The organism is Reyranella sp. CPCC 100927 (assembly GCF_007859315.1).
Taxonomy (GTDB): domain Bacteria; phylum Pseudomonadota; class Alphaproteobacteria; order Reyranellales; family Reyranellaceae; genus Vineibacter.
The window spans coordinates 86,757-111,109 of the sequence record NZ_VOHA01000004.1; the positions used below are offsets into that span (position 1 = coordinate 86,757).

Here is a 24,353-nt window from a genome sequence, read left to right on the forward strand (position 1 = left end):
GGAGCGGCGAGAATCATGGCCATCGATAACCTGATCCACACCGCCCTGAGCCTGGGCATGGCGCTGCTGCTGGGCGGCCTGATCGGCTTCGAGCGCCAGTGGCGGCAGCGCCTGGCCGGGCTGCGGACCAACACGCTGGTCGCACTCGGGGCGGCAAGCTTCGTGGTCTTCGCCGGCCTGTTTCCCGGCGAGGCCAGCCCGACCCGGGTTGCGGCCCAGATCGTGTCGGGCATCGGTTTCCTCGGCGCCGGCATCATCTTCAAGGAAGGGCTGAACGTGCGTGGCCTCAACACCGCCGCCACCTTGTGGTGCTCGGCCGCTGTCGGCACGCTGTGCGGCGCCGGTTTCTATCCGCACGCCGCGGTGGCGACGGCTTTCATCGTCGGCGTCAACCTGCTGCTGCGCCCCCTGGTGCAGTTGATCGAACGCCAGCCGCTGCGCACGACCGAGCTGAAGACCCGCTATGTCATCAGCGTCGTCTGCCATGGCGAGGCCGAGGCCCACGTGCGCGCCTTGCTGCTGCGGGAACTGGGAACGACGTTGCACATCCAGGAACTGGAAAGCACCAATATCGAGGACAGCAACCGGGTGACGGTGAATGCGGCGATGAGCGCCGATGAAAACCAGGATCGTCTCTTGGAACAGATCGTCGGCCGCCTTAGTTTGGAGCCGCTTGTCACCTCGGCGCGCTGGCGGTTGGTGGCGGCGGAATAGGGGGCCGAAAGGCGGGACATCGATGAAAACCGAGCCGCGTGTCCTGCCCCGGGCGTCATCGACCTTCCTGGCCATCGTCATCGTCGTGCTGGCGCTGGGCATTTTCATCGCCGACACGGTCACCGAACTGGAGGTGGCTGTCGCGGTCTTCTACGTCGCGGTGGTTCTGGTCGCGGTCGGCGCTTTTCAGCGCCGCGGCGTGATCCTGGTGTCGGCTGCTTGCATGGCGCTCACGGTGATCAGCTATTTCCTGACGCCGACCGGTGCGCCCAAATCGGGCCTGATCAACAGCCTGATCAGCCTGGCCGCGATCGGCGTCACCACCTACCTGGCGATGAAGATCGCTTCGGCCGAGGTTGCCGCGCATGAGGCGCGCGCCCAGCTCGCGCATATCGCGCGGATCACCACGCTGGGCGAGCTCACGGCGTCGATCGCGCACGAGGTCAACCAGCCGCTGGCGGCGATCGTGACCAGCGGCAACGCCTGCCAGCGCTGGCTAGGGGCCGAGCCGCCCAACGTCGAGAAGGCCCGGCAGGCGGTCGAACGCATGATCGGCGACGCCAACCGCGCCAGCGATATCATCGGTCGCGTGCGACGCCTGGCGCGGCCGGCCCCGCCGCGCAAGGAGTGGCTGAACCTCAATGAAACCATCCAGGATGCCCTTGTATTGGCGCGCAGCGAGATCGCGACGCACGACATCACCGCGCGCGTGACCGTCGCCGATGACCTGCCGCCCGTCCTCATGGATCGTGTCCTGGTGCAGCAGGTCATTCTGAACCTCGTGATGAACGCCATCGAGGCCATGGCGGCCGTCCGCGGCCGTCGACCGCGCGACCTGGTGATCAGCTCGGCGCGCGACGGCGCCCAGGCGGTGCGCGTGACGGTGCGCGATCGTGGCGCCGGTTTGGATCCGGCCGGCCTGCCGCATATTTTCGATGCCTTCTACACGACCAAGAAGGACGGCATGGGTATCGGGCTGGCGATCAGCCGCTCGATCATCGAGGATCACGGCGGGCGCATATGGGCCGAGCCGCAAGCCGACGGCGGTGCCGTCGTGGCGTTCACGTTGCCGACCAGCCGGGCGGAGATGGCATGAACCCCGCGGCGAACGACACGCAGGCGCCGGTCGTCATCGTCATCGACGACGATCCGTCGGTGCGGGCGGCGCTCGCCGACCTGCTGGGATCGGTCGGTCTGCAGGCGCGGCTGTTCGGCTCACCGCAGGAGTTTCTGCACAGCGAACGGATCGATGCGCCGGGCTGCCTGGTGCTCGACGTGCGCATGCCGGGCCAGAGCGGACTCGATTTCCAGCGCGCGATGGCCGACGCCGACATTCATCTGCCGGTGATCTTCATCACCGGCCACGGCGACATCGCGATGTCGGTGCGCGCCATGAAGGCGGGCGCCATCGAGTTCCTGACCAAGCCGTTTCGCGACCAGGATCTGCTGGATGCCATCCAGAACGGCATCGAGAAGGATCGCGTCCGGCGCCGTGATGCCGCGCTGGCGGCCGACCTGCAGGCGCGTCACGCCAGCCTGACCACGGGCGAGCGCGCCGTGATGGCGCGCGTCGTCAGCGGCTTGATGAACAAGCAGATCGCCGCTGCTCTCGACATCAGCGAGATCACGGTGAAGGTCCGTCGCGGCCAGGTGATGCGCAAGATGAAGGCGAAATCGCTGGCCGACCTGGTGAAGATCGCGGAGAAGCTCGGCGTACCGCCACCGTAAATCAAGTATGGTCGACCGCCGTCGTCATCCTGAGCGCAGCGAAGGATCTTGCGGTGCCGGTATCAACACTGTCGGCACTGATGATCAACAGTGCCGACAGTCATCGCTCGATCCACCGCAGGGTCCTTCGCTTCGCTCAGGACGACAGGATCGGCTGATCAAAACGTGACCCGCTCCTGCTGCGGTGTTCAGCTACTCCTTCGGCGCCGGGCCCCATAGGCGTTCCAGGCGTGCGTCGCGGCCACAGCCCCAGCGGTAATAGGAATATTTCAGCGGATTCTTGCGGTAGTAGTCCTGGTGGTATTCCTCGGCCGGATAGAAGGGGCTCGCCGGCAGGATGCGGGTGACGACGGGGCCGGGCAGCTTGCCGCTGCGCTCGAGCGCAGTCTTGGACGCTTCGGCGGCCGCGCGCTCCTGGTCGTTGGCGACGAAGATGGCCGAGAGATACTGCTCGCCCTTGTCGCAGAACTGGCCCTGCGCATCGAGCGGGTCGATGTTGCGCCAGAACACCTCCAGCAGGCGCGCGTAGGTGATGCGCGCCGGATCGTACTCGATCCGCACCACTTCGAGGTGACCGGAGTCGCCGGCCGAGACCTGCTCGTAGGTCGGGTTGGGTTTGACCCCGCCGGTGTATCCCGAGACGGTTGCCGTGACGCCGTCGAGCTTGTCGAACGGCGGCTCCATGCACCAGAAGCAGCCGCCGGCGAAAATCGCGACCGCCTTGGCGGGCGTCTGGGCAAACGACGATGCTGTCGTTGCGAGTGCCAACAGACAGGCGACGACGGCAAGCCGCAAACGAAACATGCAGGACTCCTTGTGTTTGTCGTCCTGGGAGCAGGATACCGGGTTGCGGGATCACCGTCGCTCACATCCCTCGAGTCTGCAGTCGCAACACCGTGATCACGGCCTGCGGCGCTACGCGGCAGTGCCCGAAAGCGTGGCCAGGACGAGATCGGCGCGATCGGATACCGGGATCTTGGGCAGGATGATCACCTCGTACCCCAAGGCCGGATACGCTTTCTCCAGCCGATGATACTCGGCCAGGCCCGCCTCGAAATCATGCCGGCGCTCGGCGTCCGTTCCGTAGATCTCGGGCCATGGCGGCGTCATGAAGACACGCCGGTGATAGCGATGCGGTATCCCCAGGGGCGCCAGCGCCGATTCCCCTGTGACGGTCTCGAGCGCCGATGCGGCGTCGATCAGACCGCGGTCGAAGAACACCCATCCCGACAAGGCCCGGGCGGCGTCCCGGTCGGCCAACGCCATCGCGATGGCACGCCGCGCGAATGCCGCCAGGTCGACCCAGGGCAGGGCAGTGCCGCCGGTGGCCTGCTCCTCGCTCACGATGCGGCGCCCGGGTTCTTCGACCGTATGGTGGCCGCGGGCGCGAAGCTCGGCCAGCAGGGTTGATTTTCCGCCGCCCGAACAGCCGGACAGCACGACGAATCGGTCGTCCAAATCGACATCCTGTCACTGTGTGGGAAGGTGCGCCCGAATGCATGTTCGCGGCACAATCACACGGTATCGCGCCTCGCCCGGGACGGCAATGGCCTTTCATGGACGGCAGCGGCGCGCCTACAATCAAGGCCATGGACGACGGCCCCATCAAGACGATTGTCGATTGGCTCGCCGACGGCGCGCGCAGCGCGGCGACGGCACAGCAGGTCGTGCTCGAGTTGTGCGAACGGATGGTCGACGCCGGCGTCCCACTGTGGCGTGGCGCCGCCTTCGTGCGCACGCTGCATCCACAGATCATGGGCCGCCGCTTCCTGTGGGTGCAGGATGTCGGCGTCACGGTGTCCGAAGCGCCGCATGACCTGCTGGCCACGCCGACCTACCGCGACAGCCCGGTTGCCCGGGTCTGCATCAGCGGACAGGCCCTGCGCCGCCGGCTGGCCGATCCGGCCTGTCCGATCGACCTCAACACCCTGGCCGAGCTGCGCGAGGAGGGCGTCACCGACTACGTGGCGATGCCCTTGATCTTCACCGATGGTTCGGTGCACGCGGTGACCTGGACCACGCGCGTGCCCGGCGGCTTCAGCGATGCGCATATCGCGGCCATCGACAGCGTGACGCCGCCGCTGGCACGGGTCGCCGAGGTGCGTGCGTTGCGCCGCCTGGCCGGCAACCTGCTCGATACCTATGTCGGCCACCAGGCCGGCGAGCGCATCCTGTCCGGCCATATCCGGCGCGGCGATTCGGAGGCGATCGCGGCGGCGATCTGGCTGTCGGACATGCGCGGCTTCACGATGATGGCCGACCGGCTGCCGCCCAAGACCACCATCGACCTGCTGAACCGCTACTTCGACTGCCAGATCCCGGCCATCGCCGAGCATGGCGGCGAGGTTCTGAAGTTCATGGGCGACGGTCTGCTGGCGATCTTCCCCGTCGAGGGACGCGATACCGACGCGGTCTGCCGGCGCGCGCTCGATGCGGCGCGGCTGGCGCGGGACAACATCGCTGACCTCGACGGCTGGGAGAGCGGCACCAACGGCCCGCGTTTCGGGCTGGCCCTGCACCTGGGCGAGGTGCAGTACGGCAATATCGGTGGCGGCGAGCGGCTGGATTTCACCTGCATCGGGCCGGCGGTGAACATGGCGGCGCGCATCGAAAGACTCGCCTCGAGCCTGGGGCGCACCGTGCTGGCATCGAGCCGGTTCGCGCAGGAATGCCAGCCCGAAATGGCGGGTGTGGGCGACTTCATGCTGCCGGGCTTCAGTGAAACGCAGGCGATCTATGGCCTCGCCGAGGAGGCCGGCCAGGCCGCGACGCTCAAGGTGCCAGATTGCCCCAGCGCGTGACCCGCGCGATGCGCACGGCGATCACCGGCAGCGACTCGATGTGCATCGCGGCGAGCTGCCGGTAGCGGGTGCGCAGCAGCGCCTGCGCCTGGTCGTGCTCGGCACCGTCCGCCAGGATCTCGGCGCGCCCGCGCAGCATCACCCAGCCCAGCTGGGTCCAGTCCTCGTCATAGTGGTCGACGACGACCGCGACTTCAGGGTTGTCGGCGATGTTGCGCAGCCGCTTCAAGGGTTGGCCGGCGTCGCGCTTGGGCTTCTGGTCGATCGTGATGTAGAGCGTGTCGTCGGCCAGCGCGAAGCAGACCGGTACGACATGCGGCGCGCCGTTGCGATCGGCCGTCGCCAGCCGGGCAACCCGTCGCGTTTCCACGAACTGCCGATCGGTTGCTGAGAGCATGGTTGATCCGTCCCGTCCTCCTGAGCGAAGACCTTGCGGTGCCTCGGCCAGTGAAAGCAGTGCTGGCGACGGCTGGGACCGCGCCGCTCCAGCGGCGCTCATGACACGGCGCTGCGCGCCGAGGCGTCGCTGGAGCGACGCGGTCCGACCCGTCACCAGCGGCATCACGCCCGCAACAAGCTCGGTTGGCCTCACGTCGCTCCAGCGATGTTAGCACGCCCGTCAATTCTTCTGCATGCCGGCGACGAGTGCCTGGACATTGAAGCGGAACAGTTTCTCGTAGGTGTCGGCGGGACCGCCGGGTTTGGACAAGGCGTCGGAATAGAGCGCCGGGCCCACGACGCCGCCGGCATCGCGCGCGATCTGCTCGACCAGCTTGGGGTTGCTCATGTTCTCGATGAAGATCGCCTTGATGCCGGTGCTCTTCATCAGCCGGATCAGGCCGGCGATCTGCTGCGCCGATGGCTCCTGGTCGGTGCTGACGCCGATCGGCGCGTGGAAGGCGACGCCATAGGCGCGGGCAAAGTAGCGGAAGGCTTCGTGACCGGTGATCACCTTGCGCTTGTCGGCCGGCACGGTGGCGATCTGGCTCTTCACCCAGGCATCGAGCTCGCCCAGACGTCGATCGTAGTCGGCGCCGCGCTGGCGATAGGCCTCCGCATTGGCCGGATCGGCCGCCGCCAGTCCCTTCACGATGTTGCGGGCATAGAGGCGGGCATTGGTGATGTCCTGCCAGGTGTGTGGGTCGGATGCGCCATGCGCGTGCTTGTGCCCGCCGTGCGATCCGCCCGATTCCAGGGTCAAGGGATTGGCGATGCCATCGGTCAACACCACGCGCGTGCCCTTGAAGGGGGCCGCGCGCGCCAGGCGGTCGATCCAGCCCTCGAAACCCAGCCCGTTGACGAACAACACCTTGGCCGCCGCCACCGCCTTGGCGTCGCTGGGTGTCGGTTGATAGGTGTGCGCATCCTGGTCGGCGCCGACCACCGTCGCCACCTCGATGCGGTCACCGCCGATCTCGCGCACCATGTCGCCGATGATCGAGAACGATGCCACGACCTTGAGCCGCTGCTGCGCCACCGCCGGCGTCGAGGCCAACAAGGCCACGCCGGCCGCCAGCACTACGCGCCGGCCAACACGTACGCGATAGGACACCCGAGTCTCCTGGATCGTTCAGTTTCGAATGGATTATGTTACATTATAACAATTCTGTCCAGGCAGTTGAGCCGGCCGGCGGAAAAGTTTGTTTGCCAGCCTTGCCGTAACGACGGTATCGCTTGGCTGATTGACGACAGGAGGGGTTCATCGTGCCGGTCATTCTTCAGGTGAACTACACGCCCAGCGCGGCGCAGGCCAACGCCAACCCGCAGGACAAGCTCGAGTCCGCCAAGGCGATCGCACGGTTGCCGGGCCTGCTGTGGAAGGTGTGGATCGAGGACAAGGTCAGCAACACGCGGGGCGGAATCTATCTGTTCGAGGATCTGGCCAGCGCCAAGGCCTGGGGCGATGACGTGCTGGCCACGCGCCTGGCGCAGGGCGGCGGCCGCGATGTGTCGATCCGCTATTTCGACGTCAACGAGGAACCCAGCGCCATCACGCGCGCGCCGCTGGCGCGGATCCTGCAGGCGGCGTGACGTCCCACCGTCGGGAGCGCGCCACGCCATGGCAACGTGGCTCGAAGGGATTGGCTGAGGCCGAGCAACACACGCTGGGGGCGCGCCACTCCGTGGCGCGTCATGCTCATGGCATCCGCCAAGACGGCCCCGATTTCGCCCATCTGGCCGTGCTTCGCTGGCAAAACATCGAACATGGGACGCAGCGGCGCCCCCAGCGTCTGATCGTACCGGCTTGCGTCATATGCGAATCGCCCTGCCCGGAGGGAGAGGGGGACGAGCGGCTGCGTTTCGGGTTATGGGCGCGATGTGTGAATACGACAGAGCTTTGCTGGAGAGGTGCCCGAAACAGCCACCGCGCCCCAACTGCGTTGGGAGAGGGCGCTCTCCCTCCTGTTCAGCGCGGCAGCCAGCGGACGAGGAGCAGTGTCAGCGTCGCGGCCACGGCGCAGAACACCGCGATCGGCCAGACCGTGTCGGCCGGTAGCCACAGCACGGCAAGCGTACCCGCGCTGCTGACGATCACGCCTTCGATGCAATAGTGCAGTGCGACCGCGGTGCCGGCGACATCGCCGAACGCCCGCAGCGCACCGTTCGCCGTGACCGCGCATGTGACGGTGATGCCGGCCGCCACGATCCACATCGGTGCGATCAAAGCCCAGGTCGCGGGAATGCCGACCACATGCCCCGACGCGAGCAGCACCGCGCCGGCCAGCAGCAGGGCCATGCCGCGCACGAGGCAGCCGCGTTCACCCCAGCGTCGCGCCAGACGGCCGCTGAAGCGGCTGACGATGATCATCACCACCGCCACGGTGGCAAACAGCAGGCTGAACGTCAGGGTCGACAGGCCCCCACGGTCGATCAGCAGGCGCGGCGCGGTGGAGAAGTAGACAAAGAACGCTCCCATCGCCGCACTGAAGCCCACGGTATAGGTCCAGAACGGCGCGTGACGCAGAATGGCACCGACCCGCGCCAGTCGTGGACGGGTGCCGGTCGGCCGTGTCTCGGGCCAGCGCCAGCTTGCCTGCAGTCCGGCGGCCGCGCCCAGCAGTGCCAGCGTCAGGAAAATGCCGCGCCAGCCCAGGCCGTGGTCGATCACGGCACCCAGCACGGGACCGATCGCCGGCACGAAGGCCAGTATCGAGCCGAGCAACCCGTAGATGACGACTGACTCAGGTCGTTGCGCGTAGACGTCGCGCACGGTGGCGAATGTTGCCACCAGTGTCGCTGCGGCGCCGGCGGCTTGCAGCACACGCAAGGCCACGAACGCCGGTGCCCAGGTCGCGAGCGCAAGGCCGGCGGATGTCGCGATGAACAACAGGCCGCCGCCCAGCAGAACCGGACGGCGGCCGATGCGATCACACAGTGGGCCGAACAGAAGCTGGCCGCAGCCGAGCACGACCAGATAGAGGCTGAGCGTCAGCTGAACGACGGCCGGCGTCGTGTCGAGGATCGCCGGCATGCGCGGCACCACCGGCAGATAGACGTCCATGCCCAGCGAGGCGAGCAGGTCGAAGGGCGCCATCAGCAGCAGCGCCGCGGGCAGGGAATAGGTCCAGGTCCTGGAAGCAGGCACGACAAAACTCCGCACGAAAAGGATTCGGCGGCGCTCGTCATCCTGGACGGCAAAGCACCTTGGAAGCGGAACGCCGCAACAACACGAACGGGTTGTTGCGGCTCAGCGGGCTGCGATCTTGGCGGCCTTCATCGAAGCACATGCGGCATGACGCGCCCATATAGCGCGATGGCCGTTGTCGACGTCAAGCTCCTGGGAGCGCGGGCGTCTCGCCCATGATGCGGCGTGCTGCGTCGCCGCGGGCAGACGCCTGCGTTCCCGAGGCTTCAAGCGCTGTTCTTCTTGGCCTCGTCGATCTTCTTCTGCTCGGCCTGAGCCTTTTCAGCGTCCTTGGAGAGTTGATCCGCCTGGGCCTGGGCTGCGGCCGGATCGAAGGCCGGGCCGCCCGACGTGCCGTCGCCGATCAGCACCGTGAAGCAGCCCATGACGACAAAGCCGCCGTGGGACGTCGTGTCGACGAGGATTCGCACCGCCATCAGGTTGTTGACGAGGACCACCGGCGAGCCCTTCAGCAGGATATCCGGTGGGCCCACGCAGATCGCTTTATCCGTGATGCGTGCCTGCGGCAGCTTTCCCGTCAGGACGGTGATCGCGCATGTCGGCATCACGGGCCCGCCGACATGCGGCACCGGCCCGTTCGACATCGGGCAGGCGTGCATGTCCGTCAATCGCGCCGCCGGCATCTGTGGCATATCGACTCCTGCCCCTACTGGAGCGAACACTCACATATTTACCATACATGGGAATGAAAGGTTTGGCTAGGGGAAAGTCGCCAATCGCCCGTGGCGACGTCAGGCCGGCAGTTCGTAGCCGATGGCTGATTCGACCGCGATCGTGCGCTGGACGGCCGGCCGCGCCATCATGCGCTCGTGGTGGGCATAGAGGCCGGGGAAGGCGGCGCGCTCGGGCTTGAGCGATCCGGCCAGGCGCCAGAACAAGCGGAAGAGGTGGATGTCGGCGATCGAGTAGCGATCGACAGCCCAATCACGGCCGGCCAGCCGCAGCTCGGCGAGCGCCCAGGCCTTGTTCGCCGCTTCCAGGCCGCGGCGGCGCGACGGATGCAGGGTCGCGGCGATGAATGACATCCACGCCACCACCTGCGCCTCGGCGTGCGGATCGTCGACGGGCAACAGCGCCGCTTGAGGGAAGCGTCGGGCGAGGTAGTAGAGGATACCCGCCACTTCGGTCAGCGGCCGCCCATCGATCAGCAGGACGGGGACCTTGCCTTCGGGGTTGATGGCGAGAAAGGCCGGATCACGCTGCTCCTGGCGGGCGAACGACACGGCGCGCTGCTCGAACGGCGTGCCGATCTCATGCAGCGCGATGTGCGGCGCCATCGAGCTCGAACCCGGCGAGAAATAGAGCGTCAGCATCACGGCCTCCGGGCGGGCTACCGATGCCAGGATACGCGCAAACAACCTCTCCCCGCGAGAGCGTCGCGGAGACCCTGGGATGTCGGAGCAAGACGCGATGCTGCTGGTGACGGCTGGGACCGCGCCGCTCCAGCGGCGCTCATAAGCGGGCCCTTCCGTGCAGAGGCGACAGTGTCTGCTGTCGCCCTGAGATGCGCCGCTGGAGCGGCGCGGTCCCAGCCGTCACCAGCCCGCGCTTCGCAACTGGCCGAACAGCCGGGTATCGCCGCGTCCGGTCTTAGAACGTGAAGCGGGCGCCGACGGTGACGTTGATGCCGGGCAGGGGGACGGAGTCCTTGATGAAGGACGTGTGCACGATAGCCTTCTCGTTCAGCAGGTTGTTGGCGCGCACGAAGAACTCGTACGCCGTCAGCGGCCCCAGCGCGCTGGTGAAGGAAATGCCGGCGTTCAGCATGTTGTAGCCGCCAGTCTTGGTCTCGAACGCCGCCACGTCGCCCTGCTTGAAGACGTGATAGAACTGCAGGTACGCCTTCCACTGCTCCCAGCGCGCATCGAGGCGGCCGCCGAGGCGACCGGGCGGGATGCGGGGCAGGTTGCCGCCGCTACGGTTGAGCTTGGCGCGCACATAGTCGCCGAAGACCGAGGCATCGAGATACTCGGTGACGGCATACTTGGCGTCGGCTTCGAGGCCATAGAACACGGCGTTCTGCTGACGGAAGTTCACCACGCGCAGGTCGTCGATCACATCGCCGGTCTCGGCGGCGAAGATGAAGTCGCGCACCGCGTTGCGATAGAGGCTGACGCCGAACTGGAAGGTGCCGGTCTTCTTGCGCAGGCTGAGTTCGAGATTGTGCGCGGTTTCGACCTTCAGGCGCGGATCGCCGACCTCGAACTGCCCGGTGGCGACATGGGGTCCGCTGGCGAACAATTCCTCGGCCGTCGGCAGGCGCTGCGAGCGGGAGAAGGTCAGGCCGACGGTGTAGCCCGGCGCAAAGTCCCACATCGCGCCCAGCGAGGCGGAGAGGCCGTCATGCTTGCGGTCGGGCTGATCGCTCCTGACATTGATGCTTTGCCATTCGTAGCGCAGGCCGCCTTCGATGTAGAAGCTGTCCCAGCTGTAGCGTTCGAGCAGGAACAGCGCGTGATTGCGCGTCTTGGTCGGCGCGATGAAGGCTTCCTCGCCCTGGGCCTTGAAGTCGCGCCAGAAGCTCGATACGCCGAACACGCCCTTCAGGCCGCCGATCGGGTTGTGGACGATCTCCAGCCGCGTGTCGGTGGCGTTGTTCTTGAACGTGGTGCCGACCTCGCCGTCCTCGATTTCCTTGTGGCGGTAGTTCACATGGCCCAGCCGGAAGCGCACGGCCTCGATGCCCGTGAACGGCTCGCGGAGCTCGCCACGCACGTCGACGCGCTGGCTGTGCATGCGGATGAACGTCGTCTCCTCGCTGGGGATGCCGTATTCCTTTTTCTGATCCGAGAAGGCGGCGCCGAGATAGCCCCAGTCGCCGATCCACGACCCGCCGGCGCTCCAGCTCGTGGTGTCGTTGAACGAGTTGCGCACGCGGCGCGAGGGCGGGTCGCCGAACTTCCGGGCGGTGAAGTAGTCGTCGCTCAGCCGGTGCGTGCCCTCCAGCCGCAGTGCGACGTTGGGCACGCCGACGGTGAAGCCCAGCATGCCGGTCATCGCCGTCGCGTTGGGATCCCACAGCAGCTGGCCTTCGCCTTCGTAGCCCTTGGTGGGCGCGGATGTGGGAATGCGGCTGTCGATCACGTTCACGACGCCGCCGATCGCACCGCCGCCATAGAGCAAGGTTGCCGGGCCCTTCAGGATCTCGATCTGTTTGGCCAGGAACGGATCGCTGGTGACGGCGTGGTCGGGACTGACGGTCGCGGCATCGAGTGTGTCGACGCCGTCCGACAGCACGCGCACGCGCGGGCCGTCCATGCCGCGGATGATGGGACGGCTGGCGCCGGGACCGAACTGCGTCGAGGCGACGCCGGGGACATCCTTGATCGTCTCGCCGAGGCTCGACTGCCGGCGCTGGTTCAACGAGTCGCCGGCCAGCACGGTGGCCGGCGTCGCGATATCGTCGATGCCGCGCGACAGCGGGCTTGCCGTCACCCGCAGCGGCGGCAAGGTCCCGGGTATCAGCGGCGGCGGTTCGGCGACGTCGACGATCGTGGTGCCGGCGCTGATCGTGCGCTCCAGCCGGGTGCCGGCAGGCGTAATGATATCGAGCACGGTACTGGCGGCCGGCCGGTCGGGCAGGCGGGCGACACCGGCGGCGTCGGTGACATAAGAACCGCTCTGGCCGCGGATGGACACCTGCGCACCAGCCACCGGACCCTTGTCGTCACGAAGGGTAAGGTCACGCGCGAACACGGTCGCCGGCAACACAATGCACACCACAGCCCCTGCGGCCAACCGCCCCCAAACCATCCGTCTCTCCCGTGGAAATGTTATGATATATCATAATGAGAGATTGGCGGAGGTAAAGGCTGTTTTTTTCCGGAGGCGTGGCCGCTTTGTTGACGGCGCGCCGAGACGCGACCCCGCAGGCCACTCGTCAGCGTGAAGGTGACGCCTACGCTCGCAGACTCATTGATCCAGAGCCGCGGCCGCAGCCGCCACGATGGTGAGATCCACGTCGTCGGCCATGCCGTCATTCACCATCCACACCGCCGACAGGCCTCCCCATGCCAGGATCCAGTGCAGCAGGCGCTGGCGATCCAAGCCGGCGGCCTCAGCGACGACGCTGACCCGGCGTGCCAGGCGTCCCGGGGCCAAGGCTGTTGACGCATCGGGATTGCAGAACAGGTTGGCGTAGTCGAAACCGCGTTCGCCGCGCAGGCCCTTGGGATCGATGGCAAGCCAGCCGCGAGCGCCAAAATCCAGGATGTTGCCGTGATGAATGTCGCCGTGAAGGACGACCTCGTCCTGCGGCGCGCTCAGCAGTGCCTGCGCGGCGTCGGCTGCACGTGCCAGCAGCCCGCCGTGTTGCGCCGCCGCTGGCGCCAGATCGCGGAACCAGCGGGTGAGGGGAATGAGGTCCGGTGGCGCCGGCGCGCGTGGCGCATGCAGGTGAGCCGCGACGCGGCAGATGATGCGGCAGGCCTCGTCATCATGGTCATCGCGCGCGAGATCGGCCAGCGACTGCAAGCCTTGGGCCCGCTCCAGCAGCAGCGCATCATCGTCGTGCGCCAGCACGCGCGCGGCACCATCGCCGTTCCACCATGTCATGAGCCTGGCGCCGAACTTCTCCTCGGCCTCGATCGCGATCTTCAGCATCGCGGGCGTGGTGCCCCGGCGCACCGGCAGCAGCAGGCTGCCGTGAGTCACGATCGGCTCGCCATCGGCGACCAGATTCCACCGTTCGAGATACGCTTCAAACATGTCTCAACCCGCCAACGTCCGCGCGGTGACCAATGCGCGCGACTCAGCATGAGACTCCTAAGGTTATATTTCGTGTGATCAAGAGCGGACGAGACGCCCGCGCTCCCAGGGGAGCGGCTGCGACGTCGGCGCCAAGCTTCGATCGGATTCGGAAGCGCAGGCCCTGGCCCGCTTGCTGGGACGCCTGATCGACGGTGACTGAGCAGGGATCGGCGGCCGTGGACATCCTTTCAATCGAGGCGCCGTGCCTCGGTCGTCGCGCCCAGCATGCGCAGGACATCGGCATCGTGCGCGCGGGACAGGCGGCGGCCGAGATACTGGAACGCGAGGACGGCCAGCACCATGGCGGCGCAGCCCAGCGCGACTTTCGGCCGATCCGACGGCGCAAACAGGTCGGTCGTCAGGACCGCGACGCCGAACCCGCCGACCACGAGCGTCCACAGGGCAAGGAAGACCAGGCCGCCGATCGACGGGCGGAAGCGGCCCTCGATGCGCGTGCCGCCCTGGTCGGGGATGATGCGTCCGTAGAACGCGTTCTGTGCGTTGGCGCGGGAAAACCGATGCGATCTGCGGACGTGAAGCCGGTCGTCGTCGACGGCGCCGGTGAATGCCCAGTCCTGCAGGGTGCCGCTGGCGATGAGCGCCACGGGCGAGATCACGACCGTGCGCAACCGGGCGACGCATTCCGCCGGAGGAAGCGGCGAGAGCAACCGTTCCCGTGGTCCGAAGAAGAGTCCCGACATGCAGTGGCAGCCTGTTTCGAAGGGCGTGGGATGAAATCGCGCGGGTGTCAGCTCAGGGCGCGCTTTTGCGGGCTCTGAGCGAGAGCAGATACAGGCCAATGCCGGCGAAGATGATCCATGCCGGCGCCATCAGCTTCAGGCCCGCGAACTGACTGGCCTGACCGATTTCAACGCCGGCAGCGTCGACGCAGGCCACCCGATTGCCACGACCCGCCGATTTGATGTCGACGATCAAGTCGCCGCCACAGACCAGCGTACCGACCAGCGGGTGCCGCAACTCGTCCTTGCCGAAGTGCGTGATCATCGCCGTGAAGCCGCCGCCGACGACCAAGCCGATCAGGATGGCGCCGATCGTCCGCCCGATGCGTCCCCGTATTGTGAATCGTCGTTTGATTGTCGGTCGGACGACGGGGTCTTCCATGCTGTGAGCAGGCCAGGAAATGGAACAATTCCGCAGTCTAGCATCATTCGGGCGCTGTCGTCCTGAGCGAAGCGACAATCCCCGATGCGCCCAGGCGATCGACGATCGTGAGAAAACCGGTGCCGCGCAACGGCGCAGTGGCACACGGCGCTAGTATCGGCCATCGGTGGAAGGTGAGTCGCGGCTGTCATCCCGAGCGGAGCGAGGGATCTTTGGCAAGCGGCGCACGGTGCGCCATTCGCGGAAGATCCCTCGCTGCGCTCGGGATGACAGATGTGTCAGAGACCAGCGATTCCAGATACGAGGGGTGAACAGCCCCCACGTATCGCCGCGGGTCAGTCCTCGTTGCGCCAGATCCCCAGCAGGAACAGCCGGCGTCGGCGCCGGTTGGGCCCTGCCATCTGCTGGATGTCGCTGAGGCTGGACCCTTTCATGCGCTGCTTCATGATCATCTTCACGACAACGCCGATGACGATGAACGGCGTGAAATAGATGAACGCAACCAGAAGCGCCTTCATCGACGCCTCCTCGAGTTTTGACCGTTGACGGCAAGGTCTTGTCCGAGGCCGAACAATAGCCCTCAGCGTCGGGGTGCGCCAGCCGGAGCATGGAGCCGCTTCGCACGCGACGGCGGCGTCGTTATCATGATTCACGCAGCATCTTCACGCGGAGGCCGGGATGATCGAGTCTATCAGCGCCATCACGCTGGCCACGCACGATATGCGGCGCGCCGTACAGTTTTATCGTTCGCTGGGCTTCGACGTCGGCCACGGCGGCGAGAGCGCGTCGTTTACCAGTCTGCGCGTCGGCGCTGGTCACCTCAACCTCATCACCCAGCCTGACGATCGAACCTGGTCGTGGTGGGGGCGTGTCATCCTGTACGTCACCGACGTCGATGCGCTGCACGCGCGCGCCGTCGCCGCCGGCTTCCGGCCGCACGCGGCACCCCGCGATGCCGAATGGGGCGAGCGCTATTTCCACCTGACCGATCCCGATGGCCACGAGCTCAGCTTTGCGCGGCGGCTGTGACCCCCTGCGGCAAAAACAAACGTATTTGTACCGCTAGCGGCCGGTCGTGGCGGCCCCCAGATGGCACGCAACACCATGAGGGATGTCCATGGCCATCGGTGCCAGCCTTTGTCACGCGTCATCGCTGCGGGTCTTCAGCCGGCCCACCGTGCGCTGGCTGAAGACGGACCGATCAGCCTTTTCTGTCGCTTTCTGTCGCTTTTCTGTCAGTGCAGCAAAGCCGTTCAGCCGGTTGCGATCACGACGAAATCGCTTTTTTGTCGTATCTGTCACGCAGCGCGATTCGACAGCGCGGCGGCCTTTGCGCAATTTCCGCACGGGGGATTCGAAATGACTGCGAAATGCCGTCAGTATCGCTGACTTGCCTGTGTCATCACGTGGAAGGAATGACGCTCTTGGTCCAGCCTCTGTTGTTCATGCCGCTGCCGTTGCGCAGCGTCGTCGCACCCAACCGCGTCGTGATCTCGCCCATGGTGCAGTATCGCGCCACGGACGGGTTCGCCAACGACTACCATCTGGTGCATCTGGGCAAGTTCGCCCTGGGCAAGGCCGGCGTGGTGTTCACCGAGAACGTCGCCGTCGAGCCGCGCGGGCGGGTGACGCAGGGCGACCTCGGTCTGTGGAGCGATGATCACATCGACGGTCTGAAACGCGTTGCATCCTTTATCAAGGCGGAAGGCGCGCTGGCGGCGACGCAGATCACCCATTCCGGCCGCAAGGGATCGACACCGAAAGCGTTCGAGGGCGCGGTGCTGAACGAGACGCACGCCGCCCGCGGCTGGCATCCCTGGGAGGTGGTGGGGCCGACGTCCGATCCGGCGGCGCCCGGATGGCTGCGGCCGCGCCAGCTCACGGCAGCGGACATCGGCGACCTGGTGTCGCGTTTCGCCGTCGCCGCCCGGCGGGCCGATGCCGCCGGCTTCGACGTGCTGGAAATCCACGGTGCCCACGGCTACCTGCTGGCGTCCTTCCTGTCGCCGGTCAGCAACACGCGCAACGATGCCTATGGCGGCGACCGGGCAGGGCGCATGCGCTTTCCGCTCGAGGTGACGCGCGCCGTGCGTGCCGCCTGGCCGGCGCACAAACCGCTGTTCTTCCGCGTCTCGTCGCTCGACGGCGCCGACGGCTGGAACCTCGACGACACCGTGGCGCTGGCGACGGAATTGAAGGCTGCCGGCGTTGATGTCGTCGACTGCTCGTCGGGCGGTCTGACGGGCGCCGCCACTGCGTCGCCGATCAAGCGCATGCCGGGGTTCCAGGTGCCGTTTGCCGCCCGTGTACGGCGCGAGGCTGGCGTGATGAGCATGGCCGTGGGTTTGATCCTCGACGGGCCGCAGGCCGAGGCGATCCTGCAGGCCGGCGACGCCGATCTCATCGCCATCGGCCGCCAGGCGCTCTACGAGCCGTTCTGGGCCGTGCACGCGGCGCAGGCGCTGGGCTGCGATCCGGACTTCGCATTGTGGAACCCGGAATACGGCTGGTGGCTGGAAAAGCGCGAGCATACGCTGGGTCGGCGATCATCCTAGTGCCCGGAATCACTCGTCAGTGATACTGCTGTCATCCCGAGCGCAGCGAGGGATCTTCTGAAAGTGACGCACGGGTGGGCCTGCATCGAAAGATCCCTCGCTGCGCTCGGGATGACAGCTGTATTGCTTGGGATGACAGGGTCGGCGTGACCATCGTAACCTCAATGAAAATGTCGGGGAGAAATGCATGTCGATGTCTCGCAAGATCCGCCTGTCGCGTCGCGGCGTCATGGCCGGGACGGCCGCCGCCGTCGGTGCGCTGGGCCTGCCGGCCATCGGTGGCGCGCAGGCTGCCGCGGTGAAGGTCGGTATCATCCATCCCGTTACCGGCTTCGTTGCCTACAACGGGCAGCAGGGCCGGCTGGGCGCCACGATGGCGGTGGAGGACGTGAACAAGGCCGGCGGCATCAAGGCGATGGGCGGCGCCAGGCTGGAGGCGCTGCTGGGCGACAGCCAGTCCAAGGTCGAGGTCGGTGTCAGCGAAGTCGAGAAGATGAACGAGGCCGGGGTGGCCGCCTATATCGGCTGCTTCCAGAGCCCGGTGGGGATCGCCGCCAGCCAGGCAGCGGCCAAGTACAACACGCCGTTCCTGATCGATGTCGGCGCCTCGGACCTGCTGGTCACGCGCGGCCTCAAGAACGTGTTCCGGCTCAAGCCCGGCTTCGGCGCCTGTGTCGACCAGGGCATCGCGGCCCTGGGTGCGCTTAACGAGGCCGCCGGCAAGCCGGCCAAGACCGCGGCGATCGTGCACGAGAGCGGCGAATTCGGCACCGGCACGGCCAAGCTGCTGGCCGGCAAGCTGCCATCGGTGGGCATCGAGGCCAAGGAGTTGATCGCGCACGACAATCCGACACGCAACTTCGACAACGTGGCGCTGCGTATCCGCTCGATGGCGCCTGATCTGGTGATCATGTCGAACTACCAGAACGAATACGTGCTGCTGGCGCGCACGCTCCATCAGCAGAAGGTGAACCTGGCCGGCCTGTTCTCGGTGCTGGGCGGCGGCTTCAACTACAAGTTCGTCAAGGAGCTGCCCGACGTGGCGCAGTACATGATGGACACCAACCACTGGTTCAACCCCAAATCGGACAAGGCGCAGGCGCTGAAGAAGCGGGTCGAGGCGGGCGGCGCGCTGTTCACCTTCGAGGTGTACCTGGCGTATTCGTCGGTGATGCTGCTGGCCGACGCCCTCGAGCGCGCCGGCTCGGCCGACAAGGCGAAGCTCACCGCCGCGCTCGAGTCCTCGACCTTCAACGCCGAGCTGATGCCGTACGGGCCGACGAAGTTCGTGAATGGCCAGAACCAGGGTGGGCGCGCTGCGATCATGCAGGCCTTGAAGGGCGACATCGAGGTGATCGCCCCCGCCGACGTCGCCTCGGCCAAGGCGGTATTCCCCAAGCCGAAGTTCGGGTGATCGGTGCGTCGATTGCCAATAGGGTCTGCGGTAGGCCTGTCGAAGAAGACTCACCACAGAGGCACAGAGACACAGAGGAACACAGAGGAGAAAAGATTGCGCGCCTTTGGCGCGCGAAGAACTCTTCTCTCTGTGTTCCTCTGTGTCTCTGTGCCTCTGTGGTGAATCTTTTCTTCTTTCTCGGGGTGAACCGGTGCTCGATCCCGCGATCATCTTCGCCGGCGTGCTGAACGGCCTGTTGGCTGGCGGCATCTATGTGCTGGTCGCGGTCGGGTTGACGTTGATCTACGGCGTGTTGCACATCATCAACTTCGCCCACGGCAGCCTGCTGATGCTGGCGATGTACGCTGTCTTCTTCCTGTGGCGGCTGCTGGGCATTGATCCCTACGTCGCGTTGCCGATCGTGATCGCCGGCAGCTTCGCCTTCGGCTACGTGCTCTATCGTGGGCTGATCGGCCGGCTGAGCCACGGCCGCGACGAGAACATCCTGCTGATCACCCTGGGACTGGCCATCGTCTTCGACAACGTCGCGCTGCTGCTGTTCACCGGCGACAGCCAGACCATCGACGTCGCCTACGCCGGCACTATCGTGCAGGTCGGCGCCGCCTTTCTGCCGCTGCCCAAGATCATATCGTTCCTGGCCGCGATCGCACTGTGCGGCGTGCTCGGCGTGGTCATGGCGCGATCGCAGCTCGGCAAGGCGATCCGCGCCGTCGCGCGCGAGCGGCAGGGGGCGCGGCTGGTCGGCATCGACGTCGAGCATGTGTTCGCGATCGCCTATGGGATCGGCATCGCCTGTCTGGGCGCCGCGGCGTGCCTGCTGATGCCGACCTTCTACGTCTCGCCGACGTCGGGCCATGCCTTCGTCCTGATCGCCTTCACCACCGTGGTGCTGGGCGGCATGGGCAGCTTCGTGGGCGCCGCGGCGGGCGGGCTGATCATCGGCATCACCGAGTCGCTGGGCGGCCTGCTGCTGGGCGAGCAACTGGGCCAGATCGGCATCTCGCTGATCTTCATCCTGATCCTGCTGCTGCGACCCACCGGCCTGTTCGGAGTCGGCCGATGAGCCGCCGCGGCCTCGTGTTCGTTGCCGGCGGATTGGTGCTCGCCATCCTCTATCCGTGGCTGGTGCGCGCTGCCGGTGCCGCGGGCCTGCCGGTGGCGCCGAACTACCTGATCAATGTCGGGATGCTGGTGTGCTTCACCGCGTTCATCGGCCAGTCCTGGAACATCTCCGGCGGTTTTGCCGGACAGATGTCGTTCGGCCATGTCGTGTTCTTCGGCACCGGTGCCTACGGCATGGCCATCCTGCAGGTCACCTACGGCTGGAATCCGTGGCTCGCCTGGCCTGTTGCCGCTGCGCTGGGCGCCGGTGTCGGCTGGCTGATCGGTGCGCTGGCATTTCGCGCCGGCCTCAAGGGCTCGTACTTTGCCCTGATCACGTTGGCGGTGGCTGAGGTCTTCCGCATCCTCGCCAACTCGGTGCCTTTCACGCGCGGCGGCCTCGGCCTGCTGATCAAGGCTGATCCGGGTATGGCCAACCTGCAGTTCAGGGACCCGATCTGGGTCTATTATCTCGCGCTGCTGTTGTGCGTGGCCGGGCTGCTGATCGCCTGGCGGCTCACCCGCACACGCTTCGGTGCGCGGCTGGTGGCGATCCGCGAGAACGAGGACGCCGCCCGGGCGCTCGGCATCGACGTCTATGCCGAGAAGGTGAAGGTGCTGGCGCTGTCGGGTGCGATGGGCGCCGCCGGCGGCGCGTTCTACGTCCAGAAGTATCTCTACGTCGATCCATGGATTGCCTTCGGCGTCGACAAGTCGGTCGAAATGCTGCTGGTCAGCATGGTGGGCGGCGCCGGCACCATCGTCGGCCCGTTGATCGGGGCTGGCGCGTTGACCGCGATCAACGAGATCACGCGCATGCTGGCCAGTGTCGTGCCGGCCCTGAAGAATGTGCAACCGCTCAGTCTGATCGTCTACGGCGCCATGTTGATCCTGATCGTGGCACGCCTGCCCGATGGGCTCGCCAGCCTGTTCGGGCGCCGGCGCGGGGAGGCGGGACGTGCTTGAGGTGCGCCAGCTTAGCAAGGCGTTCAGCGGTCTGAAGGCGGTTGATGATGCGTCGCTCGACGCGCGGGCCGGCGAGATCGTCGCGCTGATCGGACCCAACGGGGCAGGCAAGACCACGCTGTTTGCCGCCATCGCCGGCTTCCACCGGCCCGACGCCGGTGTCGTGCGCTTCGACGGCGTCGACATCACGGGCCAGGCGCCGCACCGCATCTGCGCCGCCGGCATGGTGCGCACGTTCCAGATCACGCAGCCGTTCGCCAAGATCAGCGTGCGCGACAACATCATGGTCGGTGCCTACGCACGCATCGCCGATCGCACGGCGGCGGCATCGCGCGCCGAGGCGATCGCACGGCGGGTCGGCATGGGCCGCCAGCTCGATCAGCGCGGCGCCGATCTGACGGTGGCCGGCCGCAAGCGGCTGGAACTGGCGCGTGCGCTCGCAACCGGCCCGCGCCTGCTGCTGCTGGACGAGGTGATGGCGGGCCTCAACCCGACCGAGATCACCGAGATCGTCGACGTGATCAAGGCCATTCGCGCCGATGGCGTTACCATCCTGCTGATCGAGCACGTCATGCAGGCCGTCACCAGCCTGGCCGATCGCGTTTACGTGCTCAACCAGGGCCGTGTGATCGCCGAGGGCACGCCGGCGGCGATCGCCGCCGATCCCGTCGTCGTCGAGGCGTATCTCGGCCATGGCGCCGCGGCCCGACTGGGTGGGCAGCATGCTTGATGTGGCCGGCCTGCGTGCGGGTTACGCGCCTGTCGAGATCCTGCACGGCATCGACGTGAGCGTGGGCGCCGGCGAGATCGTGGCGCTGCTGGGCAGCAACGGCGCCGGCAAGTCGACCTTGAACAACACGCTGAGCGGCCTGCAGCGTCCGTTTGCCGGGAGGGTCACGTTCGACGGTACCGACATCACCGGCTGGCCCAGTGCCCGCATCGTCGCGCGCGGCCTGGTGCAGGTACCCGAGGGGCGCCGTGTCTTTCCCAATCTCTCGGTGCGCGACAACCTGGAACTGGGCAGCTACCGCCGTGGCGGCAGCGGGCGGACGGGCAATCTCGAGCGCGTGGTCGCGATCTTTCCGCGCCTGAAGGAGCGCTGGCATCAGCTGGCCGGGACGCTATCGGGCGGCGAGCAGCAGATGCTGGCCATCGGCCGCGGCCTGATGAGCGAGCCGCGGCTGCTGATCCTCGACGAGCCGTCGCTAGGCCTCTCACCGCTGCTGGTCGAGGACATGTTCACCCTGATCGGCCGCCTCAACGCCGACGGGTTGGCCATCCTGCTGGTCGAGCAGAACGTCGTGCAATCACTGGCGATCGCGCACCGCGCCTACGTGCTGGAAAACGGCCTGATCACGCTTGCCGGCAAAGCCAGTGAACTCGCCGACGCGCCGGCGTTGCGCAAGAGCTATCTCGGTCAGTGAATTCTATCCATGGCACTGGCGAACAGGCCGTGCCCGAGTTGCAGGAATTCGACCAGGTTACCGTCGGGATCGCGTACGAACAGTGTTCCGATGCCGAAGTCGAGCGGATCAAGAGGTTGCGTCACGGCGTGGGTGTTGCCGGCGAAATCGATCTGAAAGGGCGTGCAGCCGCAATCCAGCAGCGATGCGAGGGTCGAGCGCAGGTCCGGTACCTGGAGCGCGACATGCTGCACCGGATGGTGCCTCGGGGGACCGCCTGCGGCGAGCGGGACCAGATGCAACGCACTGGCATTGTTCAGGATCAGCCAGGTCGGAACCTGGTGATGTGGTCGGAAACCCAGCGTGTCGATATAGAAGGCGCGGGCACGGACAAGATCGGTGACGCCGATACCGACGTGGTGGATCGTCTCGACCGTGATGGCCATCATCTGCCTCCGCCTGCCTTGTCCGTACAACGGCGCGCGACACTCGCGCGATCGACGTGGGGTTGGTCGATCGCCTGCCCGGCCAGCCTGATAGCGTGCCGTGGCAGGTGCGGCGCCGGGATGGGGGGTGGCATCCGATGCGAGTGCGCGCGAGGGATGAACAGCCTGGTGCCGTCAAGCTTCCGGCCATGATGCCAAAAAGTTGGCGTCAGCCGCGCCAGAAGCTGGGGACGAACAGGATCAGTACGGCAAACAGCTCGAGCCGGCCGAGCAGCATGGCGAAGCACAGCAGCCATTTGGCGGCGTCGGGCATGGCGGCGAACGTGCCGGCCGGGCCGATCATCGGGCCCAGTCCCGGCCCGACATTGGACAAGGTCGCCACGGCGGCGCTGGCGCTGGTGAGGAAGTCGAGGTCGAAGGCCATCAGCGCGATGGTGAGCACGCCGTAGCAGACGAAATAGAGCGAAAAGAACACCACCACCGAGCCGACCACTTCGTCCGACAGCGGCTTGCCGCCGTACACGCGCGGGAAGACACCGCGCGGATAGATCAGCTGCAGGAAGTAGCTGCGCAGCAGGCGGGCCATCACCTCGAAACGGAAGATCTTGATGCCGCCTGTGGTCGAACCGGTGCAGCCGCCGACGAAAAGCAGGCCGAAGAAGATGCCGATCGCCACGTTGCCCCACAGCGTATAGTCGGCCGAGGCAAAGCCCGCCGTCGTCACCACGGAGACAACGTTGAATGCGGCGTGCCGCACGGCGTCGGTGATGCCGTAGCGGCCTGTCAGCGCGAGGTAGGCGGTCAGCAGGACGATCACCGCGGCGCAGAACGCGAGCAGGGTCCAGACCTGGCTGTTGCGCAATGCCTGGCGGTTGCCGCGCACCAGGCCGACATAGACGACAAAGGGCAGGGCGCCCAGGATCATGAACACGACGGCGATCCATTCGATCGCCGGGCTCTGCCAGTGGCCCAGCGAGGCGTCGGATGTCGAGAAGCCGCCGGTCGCCACGGTCGTCAGCGCATGAGCCACGGCATCGAAGGGCGTCATGCCGGCCAGCGCGTAGGCGATGGCGCAGGCGATCGTGAAGCCGACATAGACGAGACCGATCGTGGACACGATGGCACGTGCGCGGGGCAGCACTTTCTCGGACCGGTCCGACGATTCGGTGCGGAACAGCTGCATGCCGCCGACACCCAGCGCCGGCAGGATGGCGATGGCAACCGCGATGATGCCGATGCCACCCATCCACTGCAGCAGCGCACGCCACAGCAGGACGCCGGGTGGTGCCTTGTCGAGGCCCACGATCACCGTGGCGCCCGTGGTCGTCAGCCCCGAGATGGCCTCGAAGAAGGCGTTGGTGACGTCGCCGCGCAACTGGGCGTAATCGCTGAGATAGAGCGGCAGGGCGCTGAACAGCGCGATCGTGACCCAGGCGAACGGCGTCAGCATGAATGCCTGGCGCAAGGTCAAACCGTCGGACAGGTTGCTTTTCGCCCCGTAGAGCAGCAAGCCGCCGCAGACCAGTGTCACGGCGGCCGACAGCGCGAAGGCACGCCATTGCGGGTGGCCGGTTGCCGCATCGACGGCGGCCGGCAACAGCATTGCCACGGCGAGCACCGCCAGCATGCCGCCGATCAGGTAGAACACCGGACGCAGATAGGCCGGCGACCAGGTTCGGACAGGACCCTGCATGCGCATCGTGGC

At 66.6% G+C, this 24,353-nt stretch carries 27 protein-coding genes; 13 read left to right on the forward strand and 14 right to left on the reverse strand.

Features of this window, described 5'->3' with window-relative positions; translation table 11 throughout:
* The first annotated feature begins 15 nt into the window (after window positions 1–15).
* Genes FQU96_RS13120 through FQU96_RS13130 form a run of 3 tightly spaced genes read left to right on the forward strand, consistent with a single transcriptional unit; the run spans window position 16 to window position 2,442 of the window.
* Complete coding sequence (locus FQU96_RS13120) at window positions 16–714, forward strand: MgtC/SapB family protein (protein WP_146541728.1); 699 nt, start codon at window positions 16–18, stop codon at window positions 712–714.
* 22 nt (window positions 715–736) lie between these two features.
* On the forward strand, window positions 737–1,810 hold the full coding sequence (locus FQU96_RS13125) for a sensor histidine kinase (protein ID WP_146541729.1): 1,074 nt from the start codon (window positions 737–739) through the stop codon (window positions 1,808–1,810).
* Window positions 1,807–2,442, forward strand: coding sequence for a response regulator transcription factor (locus tag FQU96_RS13130; protein ID WP_146541730.1), 636 nt, complete (start codon window positions 1,807–1,809; stop codon window positions 2,440–2,442). Before FQU96_RS13125 ends, FQU96_RS13130 begins: the two co-directional genes overlap by 4 nt.
* Before the next feature lie 192 nt (window positions 2,443–2,634).
* Here FQU96_RS13130 and msrA read toward each other — a convergent pair whose 3' ends face one another.
* Entirely contained in the window at window positions 2,635–3,246 is a 612-nt protein-coding gene (gene msrA, locus FQU96_RS13135) for a peptide-methionine (S)-S-oxide reductase MsrA (RefSeq protein ID WP_146541731.1), read from the reverse strand.
* Window positions 3,247–3,357: 111 nt separating this feature from the next.
* Window positions 3,358–3,900, reverse strand: a complete 543-nt coding sequence (locus FQU96_RS13140; protein WP_218574711.1) for an AAA family ATPase — start codon at window positions 3,898–3,900, stop codon at window positions 3,358–3,360.
* Between the two features lie 131 nt (window positions 3,901–4,031).
* Between FQU96_RS13140 and FQU96_RS13145 the strand changes: the two genes are divergently transcribed.
* Entirely contained in the window at window positions 4,032–5,243 is a 1,212-nt protein-coding gene (locus FQU96_RS13145; RefSeq protein ID WP_146541732.1) for an adenylate/guanylate cyclase domain-containing protein, read from the forward strand.
* On the opposite strand, the gene FQU96_RS13150 is transcribed toward FQU96_RS13145, so the two are convergent.
* Both FQU96_RS13150 and FQU96_RS13155 read right to left on the reverse strand, forming a co-directional pair.
* Window positions 5,215–5,640 (reverse strand): TIGR03668 family PPOX class F420-dependent oxidoreductase, encoded by a 426-nt coding sequence (locus FQU96_RS13150; protein ID WP_146541733.1) that lies wholly within the window; start codon window positions 5,638–5,640, stop codon window positions 5,215–5,217. The two genes, FQU96_RS13145 and FQU96_RS13150, sit on opposite strands and share 29 nt — an antisense overlap.
* Before the next feature lie 222 nt (window positions 5,641–5,862).
* Window positions 5,863–6,795: a metal ABC transporter solute-binding protein, Zn/Mn family gene (locus FQU96_RS13155; protein WP_146541734.1), complete on the reverse strand. Its 933-nt coding sequence runs from the start codon at window positions 6,793–6,795 to the stop codon at window positions 5,863–5,865.
* Window positions 6,796–6,947: 152 nt separating this feature from the next.
* Here FQU96_RS13155 and FQU96_RS13160 point away from each other — a divergent pair, with 152 nt between their 5' ends.
* The gene (locus FQU96_RS13160) at window positions 6,948–7,274 is read left to right on the forward strand and encodes a YdhR family protein (protein WP_178130489.1); all 327 of its coding nucleotides are present in this window, start codon (window positions 6,948–6,950) and stop codon (window positions 7,272–7,274) included.
* A gap of 376 nt (window positions 7,275–7,650) precedes the next feature.
* On the opposite strand, the gene cml is transcribed toward FQU96_RS13160, so the two are convergent.
* The 8 genes from cml to FQU96_RS13200 form a co-directional block, all read right to left on the reverse strand.
* Window positions 7,651–8,829 carry a CmlA/FloR family chloramphenicol efflux MFS transporter gene (cml, locus tag FQU96_RS13165; protein ID WP_146541736.1) on the reverse strand — a complete coding sequence of 393 codons (1,179 nt, stop codon included), beginning with the start codon at window positions 8,827–8,829 and terminating at the stop codon, window positions 7,651–7,653.
* A gap of 266 nt (window positions 8,830–9,095) precedes the next feature.
* Window positions 9,096–9,521: a PAAR domain-containing protein gene (locus FQU96_RS13170; protein WP_146541737.1), complete on the reverse strand. Its 426-nt coding sequence runs from the start codon at window positions 9,519–9,521 to the stop codon at window positions 9,096–9,098.
* 99 nt (window positions 9,522–9,620) lie between these two features.
* Window positions 9,621–10,202 carry a glutathione S-transferase family protein gene (locus tag FQU96_RS13175; RefSeq protein ID WP_146541738.1) on the reverse strand — a complete coding sequence of 194 codons (582 nt, stop codon included), beginning with the start codon at window positions 10,200–10,202 and terminating at the stop codon, window positions 9,621–9,623.
* Between the two features lie 277 nt (window positions 10,203–10,479).
* The gene (locus FQU96_RS13180; protein WP_146541739.1) at window positions 10,480–12,642 is read right to left on the reverse strand and encodes a TonB-dependent receptor; all 2,163 of its coding nucleotides are present in this window, start codon (window positions 12,640–12,642) and stop codon (window positions 10,480–10,482) included.
* Window positions 12,643–12,801: 159 nt separating this feature from the next.
* Window positions 12,802–13,596: an aminoglycoside phosphotransferase family protein gene (locus FQU96_RS13185; RefSeq protein WP_146541740.1), complete on the reverse strand. Its 795-nt coding sequence runs from the start codon at window positions 13,594–13,596 to the stop codon at window positions 12,802–12,804.
* Between the two features lie 230 nt (window positions 13,597–13,826).
* Window positions 13,827–14,339: a hypothetical protein gene (locus FQU96_RS13190; protein ID WP_146541741.1), complete on the reverse strand. Its 513-nt coding sequence runs from the start codon at window positions 14,337–14,339 to the stop codon at window positions 13,827–13,829.
* Window positions 14,340–14,391: 52 nt separating this feature from the next.
* The gene (locus FQU96_RS13195) at window positions 14,392–14,670 is read right to left on the reverse strand and encodes a hypothetical protein (protein WP_146541742.1); all 279 of its coding nucleotides are present in this window, start codon (window positions 14,668–14,670) and stop codon (window positions 14,392–14,394) included.
* A 425-nt stretch (window positions 14,671–15,095) separates the two neighbouring features.
* Window positions 15,096–15,278 (reverse strand): hypothetical protein, encoded by a 183-nt coding sequence (locus FQU96_RS13200; protein ID WP_146541743.1) that lies wholly within the window; start codon window positions 15,276–15,278, stop codon window positions 15,096–15,098.
* 160 nt (window positions 15,279–15,438) lie between these two features.
* Here FQU96_RS13200 and FQU96_RS13205 point away from each other — a divergent pair, with 160 nt between their 5' ends.
* From FQU96_RS13205 to FQU96_RS13240, 8 genes are all read left to right on the forward strand, one after another.
* On the forward strand, window positions 15,439–15,789 hold the full coding sequence (locus FQU96_RS13205) for a VOC family protein (protein WP_146541744.1): 351 nt from the start codon (window positions 15,439–15,441) through the stop codon (window positions 15,787–15,789).
* A gap of 88 nt (window positions 15,790–15,877) precedes the next feature.
* Window positions 15,878–16,123, forward strand: coding sequence for a hypothetical protein (locus FQU96_RS13210; protein ID WP_146541745.1), 246 nt, complete (start codon window positions 15,878–15,880; stop codon window positions 16,121–16,123).
* 61 nt (window positions 16,124–16,184) lie between these two features.
* Window positions 16,185–17,315, forward strand: coding sequence for an NADH:flavin oxidoreductase/NADH oxidase (locus FQU96_RS13215; protein ID WP_146542161.1), 1,131 nt, complete (start codon window positions 16,185–16,187; stop codon window positions 17,313–17,315).
* A gap of 187 nt (window positions 17,316–17,502) precedes the next feature.
* Window positions 17,503–18,729 carry an ABC transporter substrate-binding protein gene (locus tag FQU96_RS13220; RefSeq protein WP_218574712.1) on the forward strand — a complete coding sequence of 409 codons (1,227 nt, stop codon included), beginning with the start codon at window positions 17,503–17,505 and terminating at the stop codon, window positions 18,727–18,729.
* Window positions 18,730–18,922: 193 nt separating this feature from the next.
* On the forward strand, window positions 18,923–19,795 hold the full coding sequence (locus FQU96_RS13225; RefSeq protein WP_146541746.1) for a branched-chain amino acid ABC transporter permease: 873 nt from the start codon (window positions 18,923–18,925) through the stop codon (window positions 19,793–19,795).
* Complete coding sequence (locus FQU96_RS13230) at window positions 19,792–20,799, forward strand: branched-chain amino acid ABC transporter permease (RefSeq protein ID WP_146541747.1); 1,008 nt, start codon at window positions 19,792–19,794, stop codon at window positions 20,797–20,799. The genes FQU96_RS13225 and FQU96_RS13230 overlap by 4 nt, the downstream gene beginning before the upstream one ends.
* Entirely contained in the window at window positions 20,792–21,529 is a 738-nt protein-coding gene (locus tag FQU96_RS13235) for an ABC transporter ATP-binding protein (RefSeq protein WP_218574713.1), read from the forward strand. The genes FQU96_RS13230 and FQU96_RS13235 overlap by 8 nt, the downstream gene beginning before the upstream one ends.
* On the forward strand, window positions 21,522–22,223 hold the full coding sequence (locus FQU96_RS13240; protein ID WP_146541749.1) for an ABC transporter ATP-binding protein: 702 nt from the start codon (window positions 21,522–21,524) through the stop codon (window positions 22,221–22,223). Before FQU96_RS13235 ends, FQU96_RS13240 begins: the two co-directional genes overlap by 8 nt.
* On the opposite strand, the gene FQU96_RS13245 is transcribed toward FQU96_RS13240, so the two are convergent.
* Both FQU96_RS13245 and FQU96_RS13250 read right to left on the reverse strand, forming a co-directional pair.
* The gene (locus FQU96_RS13245; protein WP_178130490.1) at window positions 22,217–22,648 is read right to left on the reverse strand and encodes a VOC family protein; all 432 of its coding nucleotides are present in this window, start codon (window positions 22,646–22,648) and stop codon (window positions 22,217–22,219) included. The two genes, FQU96_RS13240 and FQU96_RS13245, sit on opposite strands and share 7 nt — an antisense overlap.
* Window positions 22,649–22,856: 208 nt before the next feature.
* Window positions 22,857–24,347, reverse strand: a complete 1,491-nt coding sequence (locus tag FQU96_RS13250) for a TrkH family potassium uptake protein (protein ID WP_255468019.1) — start codon at window positions 24,345–24,347, stop codon at window positions 22,857–22,859.
* Window positions 24,348–24,353 lie beyond the last annotated feature (6 nt).